Below are 23,680 nucleotides of genomic sequence, written 5' to 3' on the forward strand. Positions count from 1 at the left end.
CAATATTCGTGCGAGTGAACAACCGCCTTGCGCAGCCGGTCGTGTTTCTGTGTGGCTCGTGGGCAATTGTTGTATTGGTATACGGCCTGTCTGCAGGCTCAGTGTATCCGCTCGAAGGTCTACCATTTCTACTAATCGCCGGAGCTGTCCTGTCAGTGGTCCTGGGAATCTCTATCAGCGGACTATTGTCTGGCAAGATCGAGAGGAGCGGAAGTCGGCTTTTCCCTTCGCGTGGCGGTATCAAGTACGATGAAACAAAGCTAGATAAAGCGTATGCGATGCTGTGTGTCGCACTTCTAGGATACTATCTAATTCAGGTATACGCGATCCTTCCAGTTATACGTTCAATGGGCGGATTTGGCGCAATTTACAACGGCGGATACGGGCAGCAGTTTAGACGCGCGTACCTAAGCGAGCGGCTGGACGCGACGTCATCTGGACTTTCTACTGGCGGAATAGTATTTTCTATCTTCGGATATATGCTGTTTCTCGGCACGCTAGCACTCGTTTTCGCCGGCTACTATGCCGCAGTAGGAAAGTATATTCGCGCGGCGATTCCGCTGGTATTTCTAGGAATCTATAGCCTACTCATTCTCGAACGTGCATCGTTTATGTATGGCGCCTGCCTGTTTCTAGTATCCTGGGCGTATCACTACTATTCTTGCCAAGGCGTTCGACGTATTCGGCCGATCAGGGCGATTTCAGCAGTTCTGATAGTCGGTGCTGTGACTTGGATGGTGGCCGCTATCCCAGCAATGCTGCGGAGTACAGGGTTGGGTGCTTCTGACTATCAGGCAGGCGTCGTTGACTATCTCACATCCGGTATGGCAGGCGTGAATGGCCTTGCTCATGTCGATCCGACGCTCCAGGCTGCCGCAACGGGTTCGGGGGCCGTCTACGCGCCAACATCGATAGGAACTGCTATCCCGGGTAAGGGTTATGGCGTTTGGACTTTCCAAGGTCTAGTAGGAATCCTTGATCGCATTGGACTAGTCGACAGGGTTCCGTCGACTGGAATGGGATACGTCCAGACCGGGCCTGATATGGGAAGTATCTCAAACGTGTACACGTTCTTAATCTACTTCTACTATGACGGAGGATTCATAGGGGTAATTGTCGGGGGCGTAGTCCTCGGATTTGTGGCTGGCTGGGCTGATCGAGCCGTGGTGGTCCGACGGTTTCCAGAGGCCGTTGTTCTCGCATGCGTTCTGGGTTCGACACTCGGAATGTCATTCTTCGGGCTAGCTATGGTCCGTGATTTCCGATATATCTTCCTCGTTGTCGTGGGTGCGTTCATCTCGCGGTATTTGACTGGCACGAAGTCCCATAGGGCTCGCGAAGAGGTCGGTGGTTCCGTATCGCTACCTTGTAGTTCCGCAAGGCCGGTGGGAGATGGGTAGCACCGAGCCTAGCGCTTTGGCGCGTGATGGCGTACGCGGCGGGTTCGTCACTGTTGCGGCACAGGTCGCGTCAATGCTCCTGCAGTTTGTCTCATTGATTGTGCTAGCAAGACTATTATCGCCAGCTGACTACGGTACGGCAGCGATTGCAATCTCTCTTAGCGGGCTAGCGGCTTTGATGGCTTTGCTCGGACTGCCTATGGCGATCGTGCAGGCGCAGTTTCTTGGCGAAGGAGCAAAATCCTGGCTATCGATAGTTTGCGTGATATCGGGAGTGGCGTTCGGCGCAACGCTCATATTGGCCGCTCACCCGCTGGCAGTACTCTACGGAGATGCGAGGCTATTTCTTGCACTGAGTCTTGTGTCCCTAGTGCCGATGCTTTCAGGGTTACAAGGGATGTTTCGTGTCGAGCTCATCCGATCACTGCGATTTCTTGCCTTATCCGTTAGCGACGTGACTGCGCTGGCTATTGCGGTGATCGTGTCTGTTGGTATGGCCAGTTCTGGTGTCGGATATCTATCCGTTGTAGCGCTAGTTGTTACGCAAGCTGGTTTTCAAACAGTCTTTGTGGTCTTCGCTGCTCGGTGGTGGCCGGGGCGCCCGTCGGGCTGGAGGACCGAAGTTGTGCCCATAATTCGCAACGGTCTTGCGGTATTTGGTGTTGCAGCGCTTCGAGACGGTTCGCGCGGGGCGCTGGTTCCAATCGTCGGTCTAAATGCGCCACAGTCAACCGTGGGGGCATTTGATCGTGCCAACCAGATCGGGATGATGCAGGTGACTCTGGCGGTTGATCAGCTTCAACGTGTGGTCGTTCCGGTACTTGCACGCATCTACGACGATCGTCTTCGTTTTTCCGAGTATGCACGCAAATCTGAACTCGCAATTGGGATTCCTGTAGCGATCGGTCTGGCGTGGATTGTCGGCAGTGGCGAGCAAGTAGTCAGTGTCGTTCTCGGTGGGCAATGGCAGCAAGCCGGGGCGTTCATCCAGGTCATTGCGGTGGGCGCATTGTTTCGGGTTCTGGGTCTTGTGTCAATTTGGATGACCGTAGCGAGCGGTAGGCCGTCTGCTGGCTTGCGAGTCACAGCGGTAACGCAGCCTGTGATTCTCGGTGCGACCGCAGCAGCAGTGTGTCTAGGTGGCGCATTCATTGGAACTTGCGTATATGCAGTTGGCTGGGTCGTGACTTGGCCGATCACTGTGTTGTGGAGTTGTTCTGCAGTCGGGGCTTCCGGTGCTGCAATGCTGCGCTCTGGATTGCGAATAGTATTGTTCGTCTTTGTTCCTTGCATCATTGCTTCGCTCCTTTGTGTACGTGTCCCTCTTGGCCCTCCGCTGGGTATCTGCGTTGCTTTGGCGGCGGTACTCGCAGTCGGGTTGTTGTCGGTGGCCCTAGTCGGCGAGTTTCGGACTGTGGCTATTTCTGTGATTACTTTGTTGATCTCCCGCGGTTCTCGAAATAATGATCGAATGGAGCCTGTGAAGAATGACTTCTGATTGCGTTGTCACGGTCGGAGCATACGAGCGTGAGAACTTCGGTGACCTGCTATTCCTTCTATGCACCCGTGCCTACATGAAGGGTCTAGATCTTCGGGCGTGTGCTCCGTTCGATGCTTCCACTGAGTCGTTAATTGGTATGGAAATCGATACCTACCGGCATGTTGTTGAATCTGTGGCTCCTCGGGCTGTTTGGGTCGTTGGTGGTGAGGTTGGAGGAGTTTCGCTCGAATACGGCTACAAGATGTCGTGTAGTGATTTGGAGTACAGCGAGTTTGGCCGCATGGCGGCATTTGACCGTGAGAGGTTTCTGAGCCGGCGTACGGCTTTGCCGCAATGGTCGTCGGCGTATATGCCTGCGATGTCCGCATTCTCTAGTACGTTCGGCTCCGCTTCAGTGATCAATTCTGTGGGGCTTCGTTCTGTCGGCAAGCTGGTTGGCGCACGTCGGCGTGAAGCGTTTAGAGCATTGCGTGAAGCGAATCACTTATCCGTTCGTGATCGATCCTCTAGCAGGCTTCTCCGGCTGAATCGCGTCAACCATGTTTTAGCTCCGGACCTTGTGCATACTCTGCCGCTTCTGGATATTGTAACTCCGCAGTCGGATCGGTATGTTCTCCTGCAGATTCGTGAAGAGGACCTCAGTGATCTTGGCCCGCGTCGTGCGGCTGAGGTGATTGTCAGTAGCGAGGTCATTGGCAAGTTTCCAGTACGGCTTTTCACGGCTGGGTCTGCGAGGTCCCACGACTCTAGACTTCTATACGAGGAGGTCATTTACGAATGCGGAAGATTGGCGTCGTCTCTTGATATAGGTGTGTCGACTGCCAAAAGCCCGATCGAAAAGGCGGCCGAAGTCGCTGGCGCATCGTTGTGGATTGGTACCTCTCTACATGGATATATTGTGGCCACAGCGTATGGGGTTCCGCGTGTCGGGCTGAAAGTCCCGAAGGTGACGCGATATGCGGGTACTTGGAGCGACCCGATGCCATTCGATGTGCCGTTTGATGAAGTCAGTGAGGCCTCGGTGCATGCTTCGAGAATTGCAGGGACGAATGAGGTGGAAGACCATCGTAGGCTTCTGGAAGATCTGGCGAGGAAGTCGGTGACGGCTGCGGTCGATGTTGTCGAAAGTTGGCCGGAATCACAGAGTAGGTTGATTTCGTCAAGATTGCGTGAGCGGACGGCGTTTGGGTATGAGGGCAATAGCCTGAAAATCCGCTTGGGGGATGGTATGTCCAGACTGATGGCGAAAGGTTAGTTGTCTTGACGTGGAACACTGGGATCTTGATGGACTTGAAGTCGAACCGTCTGAGTCATTCATCGGATGGCGAGGTTGGTAGTCCAGAGGGTGTAGTAAAGACGATATTGACAGCGCGATTCGTCGCTGCAATGTTGTTCCGCCTGGCTCAGGCTGTTGGCAGACGGAGCTCTTTTGTCGCGTCCGCTGTGAAGCAAGTTAATCAACTACTCACAGGATGTGATATTGCCTGGCAGGCGAGTATCGGTCCAGGTCTTGTGCTCTACCACCCCGTTGGTGTTGTGGTTGGCCCCCATGTGGTGGCCGGTATGAATTTGCGAATTCAGCAAGGGGTAACGGTCGGTTCCGACAGGGTTCCGGGGACTGAAGACAATTCTCCTCAAATCGAGAATGGTGTGGTTTTGGGGGCGGGTTCCCGCATTATTGGGCCGGTTGTGCTCGGGGATCGCTGCGTGGTAGGAGCGAATGCTGTTGTGACTTCGTCGGTCGAATCTGGGGTGACTGTGGTTGGTGTACCAGCGCGACCGATAAGGTCAGTTTCCTGAGAGTTTGGTCATCGGTTAGGTATCGCGTTGATGTTGATGTTGATGTTGATGTTGAAGGAAAGGGCCTGATTGTCATGGAAGGTGAAAAGTCGGACGTTGGTGGTGGATTGCGCGAAGCGGTATCGCTGCTTCGACGGAGTTGGTGGGTCGTACTGCTTCTGGGTCTTTGCTGCGCTGTTGTGGCATTGGGGTTTAGTCTCTTGCAGACGCCGCTGTACCTAGCGTCCTCTACGTTATATGTGACTTCGGGTTCGGATGCGAACGCGCAGAGTGCCTATCAGGGCTCTCTCGCCTCCCAACAGCGTGTGGCCTCGTATGTGAAGTTGGTTACTTCCGATGAGGTTCTGGATGGTGCGATCCGTGAGACTGGTGCCCCGCGCAGCGCTGCTGATCTGAGGGAAAATGTGGTGGCCTCAACTGCGCCAAACACTGTGCTGATGACAATCGCGGTTAGCGATCCGGATCCGAGTTTGGCGGTGGCTTTGGTGCGGGCGGTTGGCGACTCGTTGGTGAGCTACGTCCGTCAACTTGAGACTCCTGATTCTGGCGGGGATCCACTGGCGAAGTTGACCGTGGTTAGCTCTGATCCGGCGGCTACAGGACCGGTCTCGCCAAAGATTCTTCGAAATGTTGTGGTTGCGCTATTCGGTGGAGTTGTTGCAGGTGTTGTATTTGTTATGTTCACTCGTCGGTTCACGTCGAAGGTGCGCGGATGGTCCGATATCGAGGATGTGGTTGGGGCCCCGTTGATCGGGACGATTCCCAGTGACGTATCGCTCCGTGACGGCAAACAAGTTAACTTCTCGGCGGGCGGTTCGGTTGTAGGCGAGGCATACCGCATGCTTAGGACAAATCTTTCGTTCCTAAATGTTGATGGTCCTGCAAAGTTGATTATGGTTACGAGCGCAAAGGAGGCTGAGGGTAAGTCAACAGTCGTGACAAACCTTTCGCGCGCGCTCGTTGAGGATGGTGCTCGCGTTGTCGTAGTGGACGGTGACCTCCGAAGGCCAACGGCTGCGAAGCGGATGGGGGCTTTGTCTGGTGTGGGACTTTCGGATGTCCTGCGCTCGGAATGCACCGTGGATGACGCTATCTTCACATCTGGTGTTGGTAGTGCGGATGTTCTGCCGGCGGGTGCAACTCCTCCAAATCCGGCGGAGCTGTTGGGCTCAGCTCGGTCTCAGCAGCTGTTTGAAGACTTGGCGGGAAAGTACGATTTTGTGATCGTGGATACGACGCCGCTGTTGCCTGTCGCGGATGCGGCTGTGTTGAGTCGATGGATGGATGGCGTTTTGTTGGTGATTCGGGCCGAAAAGAGTAAGGCGAGCGAAACTGTTTCGGCCATCGCGCAGCTCGATGCGGTTCATGCAAACGTGCTTGGTGTTGTGATTAATGACTTGCCGGGTCGGATCATCGGCGGCTATTACAGCTCCCCATATCTTGAGGGTGGCAATGCTGTAGCTAAAGGAACTGTATGAGTGGTCAGATTGTTTTCTGGTGCCGTGAATTGCGCCCGTTTGGTAGTGGGCGACGGATATGCCTTTGTTAGCGGAGTTGGTTTGAATTGCCGCACGATGTATTTGGGCGTTGTAATGGTGACGGCGAGTAGGTGAGGGCTTTGATGGGGACTGAAGTTGGGCTCTCTCTTGTTCCGGGTCGTGGCTTTCCATTGGGATTGTCGCAGCAACGTGTATGGGTTCTTCAGGATATGCTTTCGGGCGTCCCGTTGAATGTCGTTCAGTGTGCTGAGTTGACGGGATCTGTCGACGTTGCGGAGTTCGTTGCGCATACCAGTCGTGCTGTGCAGCTTGCGGCTTTCATGCAGCTTCGTTTCGAGGATTCGGGGGGGAAAGCGAAAGGTATATACGACCCTGGCCTGCACTATTGGGCGGAGTTCGTCGACGTTCGTGGAGAGGACGATCCTCGTTCTGCGGCGGAAGCAGCGATGCGGGAGGATTACTCGCGTCCCGTCGATCCCCGCGTCGACCGCACGGCTCGCGGTATCCTGTTCCAGCTCGCCGACGAACACTTCCTGCTCTACAACCGTGTCCACCATCTGATCACCGACGGGTATGCCGGCAAGGAGCGGATGAGTGAGGCCCTCCGCGCCTACTCGGCGGGTGTTGCCGGCGAACCGTTGCCCGAGATCGAACCAGTGGATTTGGACCTTCCAGCTCGTGCTGATGCCGAGTACCGGGCGTCGCGACGGTATGGCACCGATCGGGCCTACTGGCGTGAGGTGATGGAGGGCGTTGGCCTTCCACGATCATTGGCACGTCGGTTTGCCCGGCCTGAGGCGGTTGCTCGCCGTGTCGCCGAACCGGTTCCCGACCGGACGATGTTGCTGTTGCGGCAGGTGGCCGAACAGCACTCGGCGATTCCGCCCGCCGTGATCGTGGCGGCCTGCTCGGCATACATGGCCCGGGTGGCCAGTGGCGACGAGGTGATCTTCCAGTTCCCGGTCGCCGCACGCACCACGGCGGCGTTGCGGCGGACACCGTTGCCGGTCTCGAACGTGGTTCCCCTGCGGACCGGCGTCACCTCCGAGAAGACCGTCGCGGACGCTCTGGTGAGCGTCCGGACCGCGCTGATGGGTGCGTTGCGCCATCAGCGTTTCCGCGGTGAAGAGATCTGGGCCGACGTCGCGGCGGATGAAGAGAGCGGTCGGACCCCGCGCACAGATGCCCAGCTGCGGTCGGGGCCCATGCTCAATCTCATGCTGTTCGAGCGTCAGATCCAGTGCGGCGAGGCCATCGCCACTTACCACGTCCTCTCGACCGGCCCCGTCGAAGACATCGCCATCAACATCTACAACCAGGCCGGGGACGGAGACCCCGACGGCCTGATGCTCTGCCTCGACGCCAACCCCAGCCGGTATGACGAGGCAGAGGTCGCCGAGCATCACCGCCAGTTCATGGCCATGCTCGACACCTTCGCCCAGGCCGTCCTCGACGCACCCGAAACGCTGGTCGACGACCTACCACTGGTGGTCGACGAGCCGCGCGTCGTGGACTCGGTTGCTGTCGAAGAGACCGTGTCGTCGGTGACCACCGAATCGCCCGATCAGGCCAAACGGTGGTTCCGGCGTCGGAAGCGTAAGGGCGGAAGCGGTGCCGGCTCGTACCTATCCGAGAGTCTCTCGCTGACCTGCGGTGAGTCCGGGAGTCGCGTAGGGATCCCGGCTACCGCGGTCGAGACCATCATCGGCGCGCTGTCGGAAGCCTTCGACGATGCTGCCGATGGTGGCACGCTCGCGATCGACGTGGTTCCGGACCTTGGTCCTGTGTTGGCGGCGGCGTACGGCGTTCGGGTCGTCGCCGATCGGGTGGAAGCCACCCACTGGATCACCACCCCGACCCTGCTGGCGAATGCGGCGTCGGAGAGCCTCCCGGATACCGTGATCACGCTGGGAGAGCGGCTCTCGCCGGTCCTCGCCGGACAGATGGCCCGCGAACATCGTCTCTATGACCTCGGCGCCCGCCTTGAATTGCTCGGTGCCACCACTGCATTGCGGGTGGACGCAACCGTTGCGCTCGATCGGCCGGTGCCCTGGGGAAACACCACCACGGGATGCACACCGGTGGTGCTCGACCATCGGCTCCGCCCGGTACCGCCCGGCATCACCGGCGACCTGTACGTCATCGGCGCCCCGGTGCTGGGCTACGCCGACGAATCAGGGATCACCACAGGCTCATTCGTCGACTGCCCGTGGAGCCCTGCGCACCGCATGTGGCGCACCGGCGATCGCGGCCACCTCGAGGCGGGTACCGAGACCGTCGTGGTGGACCACCGGCCCGGCGACATCGTGCACCCGCAGGGAATCCGCGTGGACACCGCTGAACTCGCCCGCACCGCGGCACACGCCGACGGCGTCGTCGACGTGGTGATCGTCGAACGTGGCGATGAGTTGGCCGTCGGCATCCTGGCGCAGCGCGGCGCCGACCCCGCTCGAGTCCGAGCTGCGGTGCGTCGACGTGTGAACGGAGCACTGCCACAAGTGTTGTGGCCCCATCATGTCGCCGTGCTCGATGCACTGCCGGTCGATGACGCCGGCACGTTGGACCGGTCGGCCCTGGCCGAGCTGATCGCGGCCACCCCCGAACCCGCAGCGCCCTACCGCGCCCCCGCAACCGACACCGAACGACTCGTCGCCGACGCCGTGACCGACATCCTCGGCGTGACCAGCCCGTCCATGGACGACGAACTGGTGAAGCTCGGCGCCACATCCCTGGCGTTCATGCAACTCGCAGTCCACCTCGGGCCCGCTCTCGGCGTGGTGGTCAGCATGCGCGACCTGGTGGACGTGACCACCCTGGCCGAACTCGCCACCGCGATCGAGGCCGCGGCACCGCGCCGGACCTCCGCAGGCGGGCAACCCGAGTACCGGCCCACCCGCACCCAACACGAGATCTGGCTGCTCAACCGCGCCGACCCGCACGCCATCGTCTATCACCTCCCGCTGCACCTCACCGTGGCCGGCGGCGTCGACGCGTCGGCCGTGCGCGCCGCACTGATCGACGTCGCCATCCGCCACGAAGCGCTCCGGACGATCCACCCCGACGTCGACGGCGAACCCCTCGCACGCATCCGAGACGCCGACGGACTCCGGGCGACCGCGCCGATCAGCGAAGGCATCCTCGACGTCGCCGGTACCGAACGTGCCGTCGCCGCACCCTTCGACCTCACCGTCGACCTCCCGTGGCGCGCCGTGATCGACGCATCCGGCGACACCGTCGAGCTGGTGCTGGTGGCCCACCACATCGCCATCGACGAGTGGTCGGTGCCGATCGTGCTCGGCGACTTCACCATCGCCCTCGATGCCCGTGTGGCCGGACGCGCCCCGGACTGGGCGGACGAGCCGATCGGATTCGGTGCCACCCTCGAAGCGCGCGCATCGTCGGACGCCGGCGGCAGCGGACTGTATTGGATGCGTGCCCTGCGCGGTGCGCCGGAACGGCTCTCGTTGCCGGAACCGGCGCAGCGCGCAGCGAGCGGACTCACCTACGGTCCCGCCACGTATCTGACCCGCCGGATCGACCCCGAGGTGCGGCGTCGCGCCGAAGCACGCGCACAGTCGGCGGGAACCACGCTCAACACACTCCTCAGTGTGGCCCTGGCACAGACACTCTCGGTGTTCTGCGACACCGACGACGTGGTCTTCGGGATGCCCGTCGCCGACCGACGCTCATCGGACGAACTACAACAGGTCGGCATGTACGTGCAGACCGTTCCGGTGCGGGTCACCGGGGTGCGGGAGATGGACGTCGACACCGCACTGCACAAGGTCGGGGGAGTGGTCGGCAAGGCCGTACAACGCGCCGCGACCGCGCCGAGCGGGCTACCCGATGTGGTGTTCGCCTATCACGGCGTGGACGTGGCGACCCCATCTGGTGGTGCCGGTGTAGTACGCGAATTCGAAGGGTTGCGGACATACCAAGCGCGGGTTCCGCTGGAACTTGTTGTCGACGACGGGGAATCCCCGCTGGTTTCGCTGGTTGTTGCCGCTGGTGCTGTGGATGTTGCTGCTGCGCGGGCGATGGTTGAGTATTTCGTGTCGTGTGTGGGTGGGTTGGGTTTGTCGGGTGACGGAGGTTTCGACACGGCCTCGGCTAGCGCCTCGACCGGCTCAACCACCAATGACTTCGCCTCGGGTGGCGGAGGTTTCGACACGGTCTCGGCTAGCGCCTCGTCCGGCTCAACCACCAATGACTGCGCCTCGTCCGGCTCAACCACCAATGACTGCGCCTCGTCCGGCTCAACCACCAATGACTGCGCCTCGGGTGACGGAGGTTTCGACACGGCCTCGGCTAGCGCCTCGTCCGGCTCAACCACCAATGACTGCGCCTCGTCCGGCTCAACCACCAACAGCTGCGGCTCAACCATCAAGAGCTGCGCCTCGACCGGCGTTGCACGGGGGTGGATCGGTTCAGACCTGCTCGACGCGATCCGATCGCATCCGGCTGGGGCTGCGGCCGTCGTCGGCGACGGGGAACGCCTGACGTACGGGGAACTCGTCGAGCGGGCCGATGAGTTCGCGGCACGCCTGCGTGCGGGCGGGGTACGTGACGGCGACCGCGTCGCCCTGATCATGGGGCGCTCCGCCGACACCATCGTCGCGATGCTCGGCACCCTCATCGCCGGCGCCGCCTACGTACCCATCGACCCCGACCACCCGTCGTCGCGGATCGAATACCTCCTGGCATCGACCCGGCCGGCCGCCATCGTGCGAGACGGACTGCAGATCTCGGCCGGCCCGGGCCTCGGGACCGCCGAACCGATGCCGGGCGCGGCGTACATCATCCACACCTCCGGGTCGACCGGCGTGCCCAAGGGTGTGGTGATCACTCTCGACAACCTTGCGGCACTCCTCGATGCGGAACTGGGCCGCCTCGGTGTGCGCGCCGACGACGTGTGGACGTGGGCGCACAACCACATCTTCGACTTCTCCGTGTGGGAGGTCTTCGGCGCGTTGACCTCCGGCGGCTCCGTGGTGGTGCTGCCCATCCCGGTGCTGCGCGACCCGCGGCGCCTCGCCGCCACCCTCGACCGCCACCGCGTCACCGTGCTGTCGCAGACACCCACCGCATTCGCCGCGCTCACCGACCCGGCCGTCGTCCCCGCCGGAGCGCTCGGCACGCTGCGCATCGTCACCCTCGGCGGTGAGGCCCTCGCCCCCGCCACCCTGCGCCGCTGGGCCACCACGCACCCTGACTGCCGCCTGGTGAACCTCTACGGCCCCACCGAGACCACCGTCATGCTCACCACCGCCGACGTCGACCTCGACGACGAACGCAGCATCATCGGCACCCCGCTCGACGGAATCGACTGGGCCGTGCTCGATTCCCGGTTGCGACCGGTTCCACGTGGAGCGATCGGCGAACTGTACGTCGCCGGAGCACAACTCGGCCTCGGCTACCTCAACGCCCCCGCACAGACGGCCGCACGCTTCGTCGCCGGACCCGACGGCACCCGCCGCTACCGCACCGGCGACCGCGTCCGCGAGATCGCGCCCGGCGTGCTCGCCTACCTCGGCCGCGCCGACGACCAGATCCAATTGCGTGGGCACCGCATCGAACTCGGCGAGGTGTCGGCAGCGCTGCGTGCCGTCGACGGTGTCGGTGACGTGCGTGTCCTCGTCCAGCCCGGCACGCATCCCGGCGACGAGCGGCTCGTCGCCTTCGTCACCGCCGACGGATTCGCCGACCGTGCCGCGCTCGACGGCCTCACCGAACCCGCCTTGCTCGCCGCCTGCGCCACACGGCTTCCCGCCCATGCCATCCCGGCGCGGATCGGCGTCGTCGAGGGCTGGCCGGTCACCCCGACCGGCAAGGTCGACAAAGCCGGCCTCCTCGCCCAGATCACCCAGATGGAGGCCGCTCGCGCCCTCACCGACGATGAGCAGACCATCGCCGCCGCGGTACGCGAGATCGTCGGCGAGATGGCCGGCGACCTCACCCCGTACACCAACTTCTTTGCCGCAGGCGGCACCTCGCTCTCGGCGGCGCGACTGGCCGCCACGCTCGGTCGCCACGGGCACCCGATCGGCGTCGCCGACATCTTTGCCGACCCCACCATCGAAGGCCTCGCCCGCCTGATCGGCACCACCCCCGCACAGGCGCCGCCGGCACTCGCCGAGTACCGCCCGGAGCCCGAGCGGCTGCCGCTGACCCCTGAACAACTCGACCTGTGGCTACGGTGGCGCGCCGAACCCGACTTCACCGGGTACCTGCTACCCCTCGCGATGCCCACCACCGTCGACACCGCAACCCTGGGCGCCGCCCTGCACGAGGTCCTGCGCCGCCACGACACGCTGCGCACCAGCTACCCGAGCCACGACGGCGTCCCATACCAACGGCGCTGGGCCACTGAGGAACTCGACACCTTCATCGCGACGCATTGCACCGTCACCCGGGTGCGGGACGAGGCCGACCTCGCCACCGTGCTCTCCGAGGTCGCCACCCCGCTCGACCTGGCCGACGCCTTGCCGTGGCGGATCCGCGTGGTCGAGACCGCCGATGCGGACACCGGTCCGCGCACCTGGATTCTCGGCGTCGTGCACCACATCGCCGCCGACGGCGAGACCCTGGCGCTGCTGCGCGCCGACCTGCAGGCCGCGCTCACCGGGACCCCGCCGACCGCACCGCCGGTCGGCTACCGGCAATACAGCCTGTGGCGCACCGAGACCCTCGCCGCCCGCCACGACGAGCTCCTCGCACACTGGACCACCGCATTCGCCGAACCCGTGACGTCCCTACGACTCCCGGACATGACCCTGCAGTCCGTCGGCGGTGCCGCCACCACTGTGCACCGCGCCCGCCACACCCTCGACGCCGCGCTCACCGACACCCTCGACCGCGTCGCCGTCGACCACCACACCAGCGGCTTCATCGTCGTGCACGCCGCCCTCGCCGCCGTCTTGGCCCGGCAGAGCGGGGCCGGGGTGATCACCATCGGTACCGCGGTGTCCGGGCGGATCGACCCGCTGCTCGCCGGGCTTTCCGGACTGTTCGCCCGCGGCGTGCCGCTGCACACCCCGATCGACCTCGACGCCACCTTCGGTGCGCTCCTCGGCGACGTCACCCGCATCGACGTTGGCGCGTTCGCGCACGCCGACCTGCCGCTCACCGAGATCACCGCGCTCGCCGATCCCGGCGGCGCCCGCGCCGGCACCCCGCTGTTCGAGGTGTCCCTCGGTGCGGTGCCCGACGACCTGTTCGCGAACGACGCAGGCCCCGGCGGACTCTCGGCCGATAGCCTCACCGCCCTCGCCGTCCCGCTCTACGGAGTGGACGTGTCGGTGCACCGCAGTGGCGGTGCCCTGCACCTGACCATGACCTGCCGCGACGCCGTCGCCACCGCCGCCCGCCTCGACGCACTGTGCGCAGCCGTGGTGGAACTGCTGTCCCGCGCTGTGGCACAGCCGGATCGGGTGGTCGGCGAACTGCTGGCCGGGGCCGAGGTCACGGTGCCCGAGGCGGTGGCTCCGGAAACGCTTGCGGCACTGCTCGACACCGGGTTGCGTTCCGCCCCTGACGCGCTCGCACTGGTGGACACGCGCCACCCGGTGCCCGGATACGGGTCGCAGGTGACCAACGCTCAGCTGGATGCGGCGTCGGCGGGGCTGGCGCGCGTCCTGATTGCCCGGGGTATCGGCCCGGGTGACGTGGTGGTGCAACATCTTCCGCGGTCGGCGGTCGCGGTGGTCGCCACCCTGGCGGTGGCGCGTGCCGGAGCGGCGTTCGTCAATGTCGACCCGGCCGACCCCGACGAGCGGCGTCGGATGATCCTGACCCGTGCCCGCCCGGCCGCCGTGCTGACCCGCGACGCCGCCCCGGTGCCCGGCGACGCCCCGGTGATCGTGGTGGACGAGACGATGTGGGCGGCGTCGTCGGAGATGCCGTTCGACGCGCGGGAACGTGTGCGCGAGCTGACATCCGACGACCTGGCGTACATCACCTTCACCTCGGGGACCACCGGGACGCCGAAGGGTGTCCAGGTGACCCACCGTGGCCTCGCCGGATTCGCGCGGAGCACGGTAGAACGCCTCGGTCTGCGAGCCGAGGATCGGGTACTGCACACGTACGCACCGGGATTCGACGCGCAACTGATGGGGCTGCTGCCGGTCCGGGTGGCCGGCGCGACCATCGTGATCTGCCCGCCGGAGGTGATCGCCGCCGACGACCTCGCCCACCTGGTCACCGAGACGGCGGCGAGCATGCTCTTCACCACCCCGTCGGTGCTCGCCACCCTCGACCCGGCGCAGCTGCCCGGTGTGCGGCACGTCGCCGTCGGCGGTGAACCACTCGGTGCGGGCCTGGTGCGGGACTGGACGCCGGGGCGGGCGATCACCAACGAGTACGGGCCCACCGAGACCACGGTCGCCGTCACCTCCGCACGCTTCGACACCGCCGACGATGGGATCGGGATCGGGGCCGCGCTGCCCGGCGTCGGACTGCATGTGCTCGACGAGGCGCTGCGCCCGGTGGGGGACCACACCGTGGGTGAACTGTACGTATCCGGACCGGCCGTGGCCCGCGGTTACCTCGACGACCCGGCGCGCACCGCCACGTGGTTCATCGCCGGACCCGACGGCCGACGCCGCTACCGCACCGGAGATCTCGTGCACCGGCGCACCGACGGCACCCTGGTGATCCACGGCCGCAGCGATGACCAGGTCAAGGTCCGCGGAATCCGGCTGGAACCGGCCGAGATCGACGCCGCGGTGTCGGCGCAGGACGGGGTGGCCACCTCGGTCACCGCGGTCCAAGCCAACGGCGGCGGCGAGAAGATCCTGGTCTGCTGGCTGGTGGCCGAACCGGGCCACACCATCGACCTCACCGCGGTGCGGACCGGGCTGGCGCAGGTGTTGCCGCGCAGCATTATTCCCACCCACCTCGTGGTGGTGGACGACCTACCCGTCGGCCGCAACGGCAAGGTGGACATGGCCCGGCTACCGGAACCGGTGGCCGATTGGGCCGCGTCGGCGGGGGAAATCGTCGGTGCCGCACAAGAACTCGTGGCATCGGTGTGGGCGGAGGTGCTCGACGTGGAGCTCGCCGGGATCGGCGCCGACACGGACTTCTTCGGGATCGGCGGGACGTCGCTGTCGGCGACGCAGGTGACGTCGAGGCTGTCGGCGGCGACCGGCGTCGACGTCGGCGTGCGGGTGCTGTTCGAGGCACGCACCGTCGCCGGGGTGGCCGCGCGGCTCGCAGCATCTGACGAGGCCGTCGGCGAGATCATGCATCGGGAGTCCGACGGACCGGTGCCGCTGGCATATCCGCAGCAGCGCATGTGGATTCACCATCGCTACGATCCGGAGTCCACCGCCTACCATGTGCCGCTGGTGTTGCGGCTCGGTGACGCAGTGGACACCGAACGGCTCACCGCCGCGGTCGAAGCGCTCGTCGCCGAGCATGCCGTGCTGCGCACCGTGTACCCGGATGCGTCGGGTGAACCGATGCAGCAGGTACTCGCCGACGGACCGCGGCCGGTCGTGCGGGAGATCACCGCGGCGGAGGTCGAGGACGCGGTGGAGGAGTTCCTCGCGGCGCCGTTCGATCTGGCCGTCCAACCCGGATTCCGGGTGGCGCTGTTCGTGGTTCGCGACGACGAGGGTGACGCCCATCGGGTGCTCGCGGCGTCGTTACACCACATCGCCGTCGACGGCTGGTCGATGCGTCTGCTGTTCGAGGATCTGCTGCGCGGCTACGCTGCAGGGTCCATCGAGGCCCGAACCGCCCTGACATATGCCGACTTCACGCAGTGGCAGGCGCAGCGGCTCGGTGACCCGGCAGATCCGGGTAGCCGGTATGCGCGGGAGATCATGTACTGGCGCGAGGTGCTCGACGGTGTCGGCGAACCGGTGCGGTTGCCGGGGCTGCTCGAGGTGGCGGGGCCTGCGGCCGGGCGGGCCGGACGGATCGTCGAGCATGTGGACGCCGATATCGCGGCGAAACTCGACGAACGTGCGGATGAGCTGTCGGCGAGCATGTTTCACGTGGCACATGCCGCTCTGGTGTCGGTGATCGGTGGATGGACCGGCCGGCGGGATGTGGTTGTCGGAGTGCCGGTACACGGCCGCAGCGCACCCGAATGGGAATCGGTCGCCGGGATGTTCGTCAACACCGTCGCGGTGCGGACCGTCGTCGCCGACGATGCGCCGTTCGACGACGTCGTCGGTGTGGTCCGCGATGCGGCGTTGGGTGCCGCCGCCCACGCGGAGGTGCCGTACGAGGCCGTCGCGCGCGCCGTCCGGCCCGACGCCGCCGGTGGCGACCCGCTGATCTCGGTGCTGCTCGTCAACCAGGACGTGGTGCCGGAGGTGTCCGCTGCGGTCGGGGACCTGGTGACGGTGGTCGATTCGGCTGTCGGCGTCGTCGATGCGAAATACGACCTGGAAGTCGTGTTGTCGGGGTCTGGGGCTGGGCTCGAGGTTCGGGTTGTGCACTCCGGGCGCGTCCCGGCGCTGGTCGCGTCGCAGTTCCTACGGGTGTTTGTGGCAGTGCTGGAGTCGGTTGCTGTGGGGGATGTGGAGGCTGTGAACGGTCTGGGGCGTGCGTTGGGTGCGTTGGGTGCCTCGGGTGCCTCGGGTGCCTCGGGTGACGGAGGTTTCGACACGGTCTCGGCTGGCGCCTCGTCCGGCTCAACCATCGTTGGCGGTGGCTCGGCGATTGATGGTGGTGCGTTGGGTGGCTCGGGTGACGGAGGTTTCGACACGGTCTCGGCTGGCGCCTCGTCCGGCTCAACCAGCAATAACTGCGCCTCGGGTGGCTCAACCAGCAATGGCGGTGCGTCGTCCGGCTCAACCAGCAATGGCGGTGCGTCGGGTGGCTCAACCAGCAATGGCGGTGCGTCGGGTGGCTCAACCATCGTCGGGGGTGGGATGGTTGCGGCGATCATGGCCGAGGTGCTCGGCGTCGATGCCGTCGGCGCCGAGGACGACTTCTTCTCGATCGGCGGATCGTCGCTGTCGGCCACGCGGGTGACCTCGGCGCTCGGCCGGGAACTCGGCGTCCGGGTCCCCACCCGACTGCTGTTCGAGAACCCGACCCCGATGCTGCTGGCCGTCGCGGTGGAAGGCGTTGCGGCCGAACCGGAGATCTCGACCCAGGAGGTGGCGGCGGGCGTCGACCTTCCGCTCGCCCCCACACAACGACGGATGTGGGTCACCGCGCAGATGCTCGGCCCGCTGTCGATCTATGCGGTGCCCGTTGTGGTGCCGGTGCCCGACGGCGTCGACGACCAGCGGGTGGCCGCGGCGATCGGGCAGATCGTCGACCGCCATCCCGCGCTGCGCACCCGCTACCCGTCGAGCGCGGACGGACCGCGGCAACGCGTCGTCCCCGGGTGGCGCCCCGACCTGCGGCGTGTGGCGATCGCACACTTCGGGGTGGGGACCACCGACCCGGAGGCCTTGCTGTCGGTGTTCGGTCAGCCCTTCGACCTCGAAGCGCAGCCGCCGGTGCGGGCCTGGATTCTGGTCGACGGCGGCTCGCTGGCGGTGGTGATCGTGGCCCATCACATCGCCTTCGACGGAGAGTCGGCGGCGGTGGTCGCCGCGGAACTGGGTATCCTGCTCAACGGCGGTGACCTGGGGCCGGTGCCACTCGGATTCGATGCGGTGTCGGCACGGATGATCGACGAGGAGTCGCGCACCAACGACGCCGACCTCACGTTCTGGCGGCAGACACTCGACGGATACAGCGGCCGGCTCGACCTGGTGCCGCACCGCCCGGCCGCCCGCGACCTGCTCACCGCGAGCGTGGACGTGCCGCTCGGGGCGAACCGGTCACAACGGATCGGCGAGACCGCACAGATCCTGCGCACCACCGACTTCCATGTGCTGCACGCCGCGGTGGCCCTGGCGCTCGGTGCCCAAGCCGGTGTCGACGACGTCGCGGTGGCCACCCCCGCGTCGATGCGCCGCGACACCGATACCGCCGACGTCGTCGGCATGCTGGTCTCCACCGTCGCACTGCGCACCCGGATTCCGGGTCACGTCAGCGTCGGCGACTGGGTGACCGCGGTGCGCGACGCCGACCTCGCCGCCTTCGACCACGCGCTCACCGCCTTCGACGACGTGGTCGCCGCGGTGGACCCGGTACGCGAACCCGGACGGCACCCCCTGGTGCAAGTGGCGTTCTCGACCATCGCCGCGGGACCGGACACCGTGGCTCCCGGCGCTTTCGACGACGTGATCGCCTCCCGCAGCGAGTTCGACCTGCACGTGATCGCCGTCGACGACCGAGGCCGCTGGCGACTGCGCCTCGAGTACGCACGAGACCTGTTCGACGAGAACGTGATCGATGCACTCGGTGCCCGGATGCTCACCGCCGTGGACGCCGTGGTGGGGGACACCGGGCGCAGCCTGGCGAGCCTGGACCTGCTCGGCGATGACGAGCGGGCCACCGTGCGCGCGCACGCAGATGTCACCGTGCGCGCGCACGCAGATGTCACCGTGCGCGCGCACGCAGATGCCGTCCTCGACACCGAACGGCCGCCGCTGCTCGCGGATCTGCTCGCCGACGCCGTGGCCCGGTATCCGCGCCGGGTCGCCGTCGACGACGGGGAACGGGTACTGACCTACCGCGACCTCGACGACTGGGTGTCGGTGACGGCACGTGCATTGCGGGACAAGGGGTTCGGTGCGGGTGATGGGGTGGCTGTCGGTGTGGCGCGCTCCATCGAGTCGGTGGTGGCCATCTGGGCGATCAGTCGCATCGGTGCGGTATGCGTCCCGCTGGACGTGAGCTACCCGGCGTCGCGGCTCGCCCAGATCGTGTCGGCGGCAGGAGCTCGGGTGATCGGCGTCGACGACATCCCGGAACGACCCGTCGATTCGCTTGCCCCGGAACCGATCACCCGGGTGTCGCCGGATTCGTTGGCGTACATCATCACGACGTCGGGGACCACCGGCACACCCAACCCGGTGGGTGTCAGCCATCGCGGTGTGCATCGCGTCGCCGGGCTCGGCGACGTCCGCGACCGGGATCGCGTGGGCATGACGATCAGCCCCGGATTCGACGCGACCTTCCACGACATGCTGCTGCCGTTGGCGTCAGGGGCGACGCTGGTGGTGGTGCCGGCGCAGATCATCGGCGGCCCGGATCTGACCGAGTGGCTGCGGGATCACCGGGTGAGCGTGTTCACCGCCACGCCGTCGGTGATCCGCACGCTCGACCCGGCCGCCCTCACGTCGCTGCGCCTGGTGTACATGGGCGGTGAGGCGCTGACCACCGACCTCGCCGACCTGTGGTCGCCGTATGCGCAGGTGATCGACATCTACGGGCCCACCGAGACCACCGTGACCGTCTCCACCGGGCACTATCGGCCGGGCTGGCCGGTGCGGATCGGGCGGCCGCTGCAGGGCGTCGGATGTGCGGTGCTCGACCCGTGGCTGCGCCCCGTGCCGCCCGGCGTGGTGGGTGAACTGTATGTGTCGGGGACCGGCGTCGCCCGCGGATACCTCGGCGACCCCGCGCTCACCGCAACACATTTCGTCGCCGGACCTGATGGACGTCGGATGTACCGAACGGGTGACCTCGTGCGGTGGGAGACCGTCGACGGTGCCCGGTCAACGGAAACCGGTGCCCGGTCAACGTCGCTCGCGGGTCCGGCGATGGAGCTGGTGTACGTCGGGCGTGCCGACCGGCAGATCAAGATCCGTGGACAGCGCGTCGAACCGGCCGAGATCGACGCCGTCCTGACCGGTGCCGGGGCCACCGGGTCGGCGACCGTGCTGCGGGACGGACCGTCTGGGCCCGCACTGGTGTCGTATGTGATGTCGCCGACGGTGTCGGGTGCACAGTTGCGTGCCGCCTGCCGTGCCGGCCTGCCTCGGCACATGGTGCCCGCACAGATCGTCGCGGTCGACGAGCTGCCGCGCACCGGGGCGGGCAAACTCGACGAGCGTGCGCTCCCCGAACCGCAGTGGGCGCACTCCCGTCGTGCGCCCGCGCCGGGTACCGAGGCCGAGGTGGTCGCCGCCTTCGAGACCGTCCTCGAGGTGTCGGTGGGCGTCGACGACGACTTCTTCGCCGCAGGCGGCAACTCCCTCGCCCTGCTGCTTCTTCGGGACGAGATCGCCCGGCGGACCGGCGTGCAGTTGTCGGCGACGGACCTGTTCGCCCACCCGACACCCGCCGAACTCGCCGCACTGGTCGCCGACCCCACCCGGATGAGCAACGACCGCATCGTCGAGCTGTCCACCCCGACAACCGAATCCGACGATCGCCCGATCGTGTGGTGTGTGCACACCGCGGCCGGGATCGTCGAACCCTTCCGGCCGCTCGGCGACGCGATGGAACGGACGCGGGTGATGGGGCTACAACTGCCCGAACTGATCGACCCGGCACTCGATCTGCCGGCCACCCTGCCCGAACTCGCCGCGCGGCACGTCGCGGCGCTGCGGTCGGCGCAACCGCGCGGACCGTACCGGCTGGTGGGCTGGTCACTCGGCGGGCTCATCGCCCACGAGATTGCCCGACAACTCGTCGCCGCCGGTGAGGAGGTCACCCACCTCGCACTGCTCGACCCGCGTACCCCGGCCGAACTGCAGACCGTCCCCGACGACGAGTTGCGCGTCGAATCGCCTCTGCGGCAGGCGGCTTTGGAGCGTGACCCCGACGCGGTACGGCGCTTCGACGAACGATCCGAGGCCCTGGCCGCGGCCGTCCGTGGCTACGCGCTGGTAACCGCGGGGGTGAGTAAGGTTCTGTATCTCGCGGCCGCGGAGAATCCCGACCCGGACGCGTGGGCACGAGAGGTCGGCGGTCAGGTCCAGGTGATCCGGGTGGACGCCCGGCACGCCGAGCTCGGTGACCCAGGGGTACTGAAAACACTTGCGCGACTACTCGAGGAGGAGCAGCCGTGAGCGCACCGGAGGACCGTCCGACGTCGATCCTGTTCGTGTGCACCGGCAACATCTGCCGGTCACCGATCGGTGAACGGGTGTTGCGTGACCTCGCCGCCCGGAGCGGAGCACAGGTGACCGTCACCAGCGCCGGGGTGGGTGCGGCCAACGGGCAGCCGATGCATCCGTCGTCGGTGGAGGTGCTCACCGAACACGGATACGACGCCGGCGGATTCGAGTCGCGGTATCTGCGTCCGCAGATCCTCGAAGAATCCGACCTGGTGCTCTCCATGACCCGGGAACACCGCGCCGCCTGCCAACGCGCACTCCCGGCCAAGTGGCGACGGATGTTCACGCTCACCGAGTTCGTCAGGCTACTCGGCGATGCGCCCGCCGACGCGGAGGGATTGTCGGAGCTGGCCGCCGACCGCGGTCGGGTCGACACCAACGCCGACGACCTCGACATCGCCGACCCCATGGGCCGACCCAAAGCCGAGTTCGAACGCTGCTTTGCCGAGATCGAACCGCTCGTCGGGTCCGTTGTCGCGTGGCTGGGCGGAGACGGAGAAGTACTCGGGCGGGTGGGGGCTTTGGGTGCCTCGGGTGCGTTGGGTGCTCCGGGTGCCTCGGGTGACGGAGGTTTCGACACGGCCTCGGCTGGCGCCTCGACCGGCTCAACCACCAACAGGGGTGCCTCGGGTGGGGCGACCGGCAACGACAGTGCCTCGGGTGACGGAGGTTTCGACACGGCCTCGGCTGGCGCCTCGACCGGCTCAACCACCAATAGTGGCGCCTCGACCGGCTCAACCACCAATAGTGGCGCCTCGGGTGGGGCGACCGGCAACAGCGGTGCCTCGGGTGGGAGTCGGCGCCGTCGCTACGTCCTGATCGGCACCGGCATCGTGGTGGCGCTGCTCGTCGTCGCGGTGGGCTGGCTGGCGTACTCGGCGTTCGGGATCAAATCCGATCTCGAGGATGCGCGGGTCGACGCCAATGCCGCACGCAAGGCGGTGCTCGACGGCGACCAGGATTCGGCCACGACCCGTGCGCAGGCTGCGGCGTCGTCGGCGACGAGTGCCTCGGATCGTGCCCACGGCGTCGTGTGGTCGGCGGCGGCGTCGGTGCCGTGGCTCGGCGCCCCGCTGAAGTCGGTGCAGGAGATGAGTGACACCGTCTCGGACTTCGCCACCGAGGTGCTGGTGCCGACCGCGGATCTCGGTGCGGTACTGGACCCGTCGGACCTGCGTCGGGGTGACACCCTCGACACCGCACCACTCGCCGCGGCGCAACCGCAGCTGGCGAAGCTGGCCACCGCATCCGACGGCTTCGTCACCCGGGTGGAGGGGATCGACCCGAGCTGGTTGGGGCAGGTCGCCGACGCCCGTGACGAACTGTACGGTCTGGTGCATGATGCGTCCGGGACGTTGAACGGGTCCAACGTTGCGGCGCAACTTCTTCCGGCGATGACCGGTACCGACGGGCCACGCAACTACTACGTCGCGTTGCAGACACCGTCGGAGTCGCGTGGTACCGGTGGCCTGGTCGGCGGATTCGCCATTCTCAACGCCACCAACGGACGGTTGACCGCCCCGGAACTCGGCGCCAACAACGACTTCCGGTATCCCACCACCCCGCAGACCGATCTGGGCCCCGACTTCGACAGTCTGTATGCGACGTTCCGCCCGTACACGGACTTCCGGAACGCCAACATGTCGCCGAGTTTCCCTGATGCGGCACAGATCTGGATCGCGAACTGGCGGGAGGTGACCGGTCAGCAGCTCGACGGCGCGATTGCGCTCGACCCCATCGCACTCAGCTATGTGCTCAAGGTGACCGGCCCGCTCACCCTGCCGGGCGGGGAGAAGATCACCGCCGACAACGTCGTACCGATCACGCTGTCGACGTCGTATGAGCGGTTCGCCGAGGACAACCAGGCCCGCAAGGACTACCTGCAGTCGATCTCCAAGGCGGCCGTGCAGCAGCTGTCGACGTTCAAGGGCGACACGGGTGCACTGCTCGAAGCCCTCGGACGCGGTGTACACGAGCGACGGATCATGGTGTACAGCACCGATCCCGGCGAAGAGAAGATCCTGCAGACCACCAACCTCGGTCACGAGATCGCCGATGTGGACGCGCCGTATGCGTCGGTGACGATCCAGAACGCCGGCGGCAACAAGCTCGACTACTATCTGCGGCGCAAGGTCGAGTACGTGGCGGCCGGATGCAGCAGCGACACAAGGGATTCGGTGATCACCATGCAGCTCACCAACACCCTCGACGACCTGTCGCTGCCCGACTACGTGATCGCACCCAACGGCACCGAGTTCCCGATCGACAAGGGAACCGCGCTGAGCAACGTCGAATTCCTGCTCACCAAGGGCGCCACCGTCAAGGGCGTGTTCGTCGACGACCAGGAGGTGCTCTATCAGGACGGCAACCTCGGCGGGCATCCCTACGCGGGTGCGATCGTGCAGGTGCCGCCGGGTAAGACGGTGACCGTCAAGGCCTTCGTCACCGAGCCGACCTCGCCCGGTGAGGCCGTCGTTCCGGTGCAGCCGCTGGTGGACAACCCGGAGGTCACCATCCGCGTCCCGGAATGCGGGTCATAGGTTTCGCCAGAACGTG

Annotated in this window: 7 protein-coding genes; all 7 read left to right on the forward strand. The window is 65.6% G+C overall.

The window, feature by feature from the left end; translation table 11 throughout:
• Positions 1 to 14: 14 nt before the first annotated feature.
• The 7 genes from ACWDUA_RS06705 to ACWDUA_RS06735 all read left to right on the forward strand — a co-directional run bounded on the left by ACWDUA_RS06705 (position 15) and on the right by ACWDUA_RS06735 (position 23,664).
• On the forward strand, positions 15 to 1,400 hold the full coding sequence (locus ACWDUA_RS06705; protein WP_449750227.1) for an oligosaccharide repeat unit polymerase: 1,386 nt from the start codon (positions 15 to 17) through the stop codon (positions 1,398 to 1,400).
• Positions 1,393 to 2,898: an oligosaccharide flippase family protein gene (locus ACWDUA_RS06710; RefSeq protein WP_449750228.1), complete on the forward strand. Its 1,506-nt coding sequence runs from the start codon at positions 1,393 to 1,395 to the stop codon at positions 2,896 to 2,898. Before ACWDUA_RS06705 ends, ACWDUA_RS06710 begins: the two co-directional genes overlap by 8 nt.
• A complete protein-coding gene (locus ACWDUA_RS06715; RefSeq protein WP_449750229.1) occupies positions 2,888 to 4,156 on the forward strand; it encodes a polysaccharide pyruvyl transferase family protein in 1,269 nt (422 codons plus the stop codon). The genes ACWDUA_RS06710 and ACWDUA_RS06715 overlap by 11 nt, the downstream gene beginning before the upstream one ends.
• Positions 4,157 to 4,464: 308 nt before the next feature.
• Entirely contained in the window at positions 4,465 to 4,701 is a 237-nt protein-coding gene (locus tag ACWDUA_RS06720) for a serine O-acetyltransferase (RefSeq protein ID WP_449750340.1), read from the forward strand.
• 74 nt (positions 4,702 to 4,775) lie between these two features.
• Entirely contained in the window at positions 4,776 to 6,179 is a 1,404-nt protein-coding gene (locus ACWDUA_RS06725; protein WP_449750230.1) for a polysaccharide biosynthesis tyrosine autokinase, read from the forward strand.
• Between the two features lie 143 nt (positions 6,180 to 6,322).
• Positions 6,323 to 21,076 carry an amino acid adenylation domain-containing protein gene (locus ACWDUA_RS06730; RefSeq protein WP_449750231.1) on the forward strand — a complete coding sequence of 4,918 codons (14,754 nt, stop codon included), beginning with the start codon at positions 6,323 to 6,325 and terminating at the stop codon, positions 21,074 to 21,076.
• Complete coding sequence (locus tag ACWDUA_RS06735; RefSeq protein ID WP_449750232.1) at positions 21,073 to 23,664, forward strand: DUF4012 domain-containing protein; 2,592 nt, start codon at positions 21,073 to 21,075, stop codon at positions 23,662 to 23,664. The genes ACWDUA_RS06730 and ACWDUA_RS06735 overlap by 4 nt, the downstream gene beginning before the upstream one ends.
• The last annotated feature ends 16 nt before the right edge of the window (positions 23,665 to 23,680 follow it).

The sequence above is a fragment of the Gordonia sp. NPDC003376 genome, assembly GCF_053589235.1.

What these genes read in the sequence shown, in the direction of transcription:
- ACWDUA_RS06715 (WP_449750229.1), top strand. Translation starts at nt 2,888, where the DNA reads ATGACTTCTGATTGCGTTGTCACGGTCGGAGCATACGAGCGTGAGAAC.
- ACWDUA_RS06725 (WP_449750230.1), top strand. Translation starts at nt 4,776, where the DNA reads ATGGAAGGTGAAAAGTCGGACGTTGGTGGTGGATTGCGCGAAGCGGTA.
- ACWDUA_RS06730 (WP_449750231.1), top strand. Translation starts at nt 6,323, where the DNA reads ATGGGGACTGAAGTTGGGCTCTCTCTTGTTCCGGGTCGTGGCTTTCCA.
- ACWDUA_RS06710 (WP_449750228.1), top strand. Translation starts at nt 1,393, where the DNA reads ATGGGTAGCACCGAGCCTAGCGCTTTGGCGCGTGATGGCGTACGCGGC.
- ACWDUA_RS06720 (WP_449750340.1), top strand. Translation starts at nt 4,465, where the DNA reads ATGAATTTGCGAATTCAGCAAGGGGTAACGGTCGGTTCCGACAGGGTT.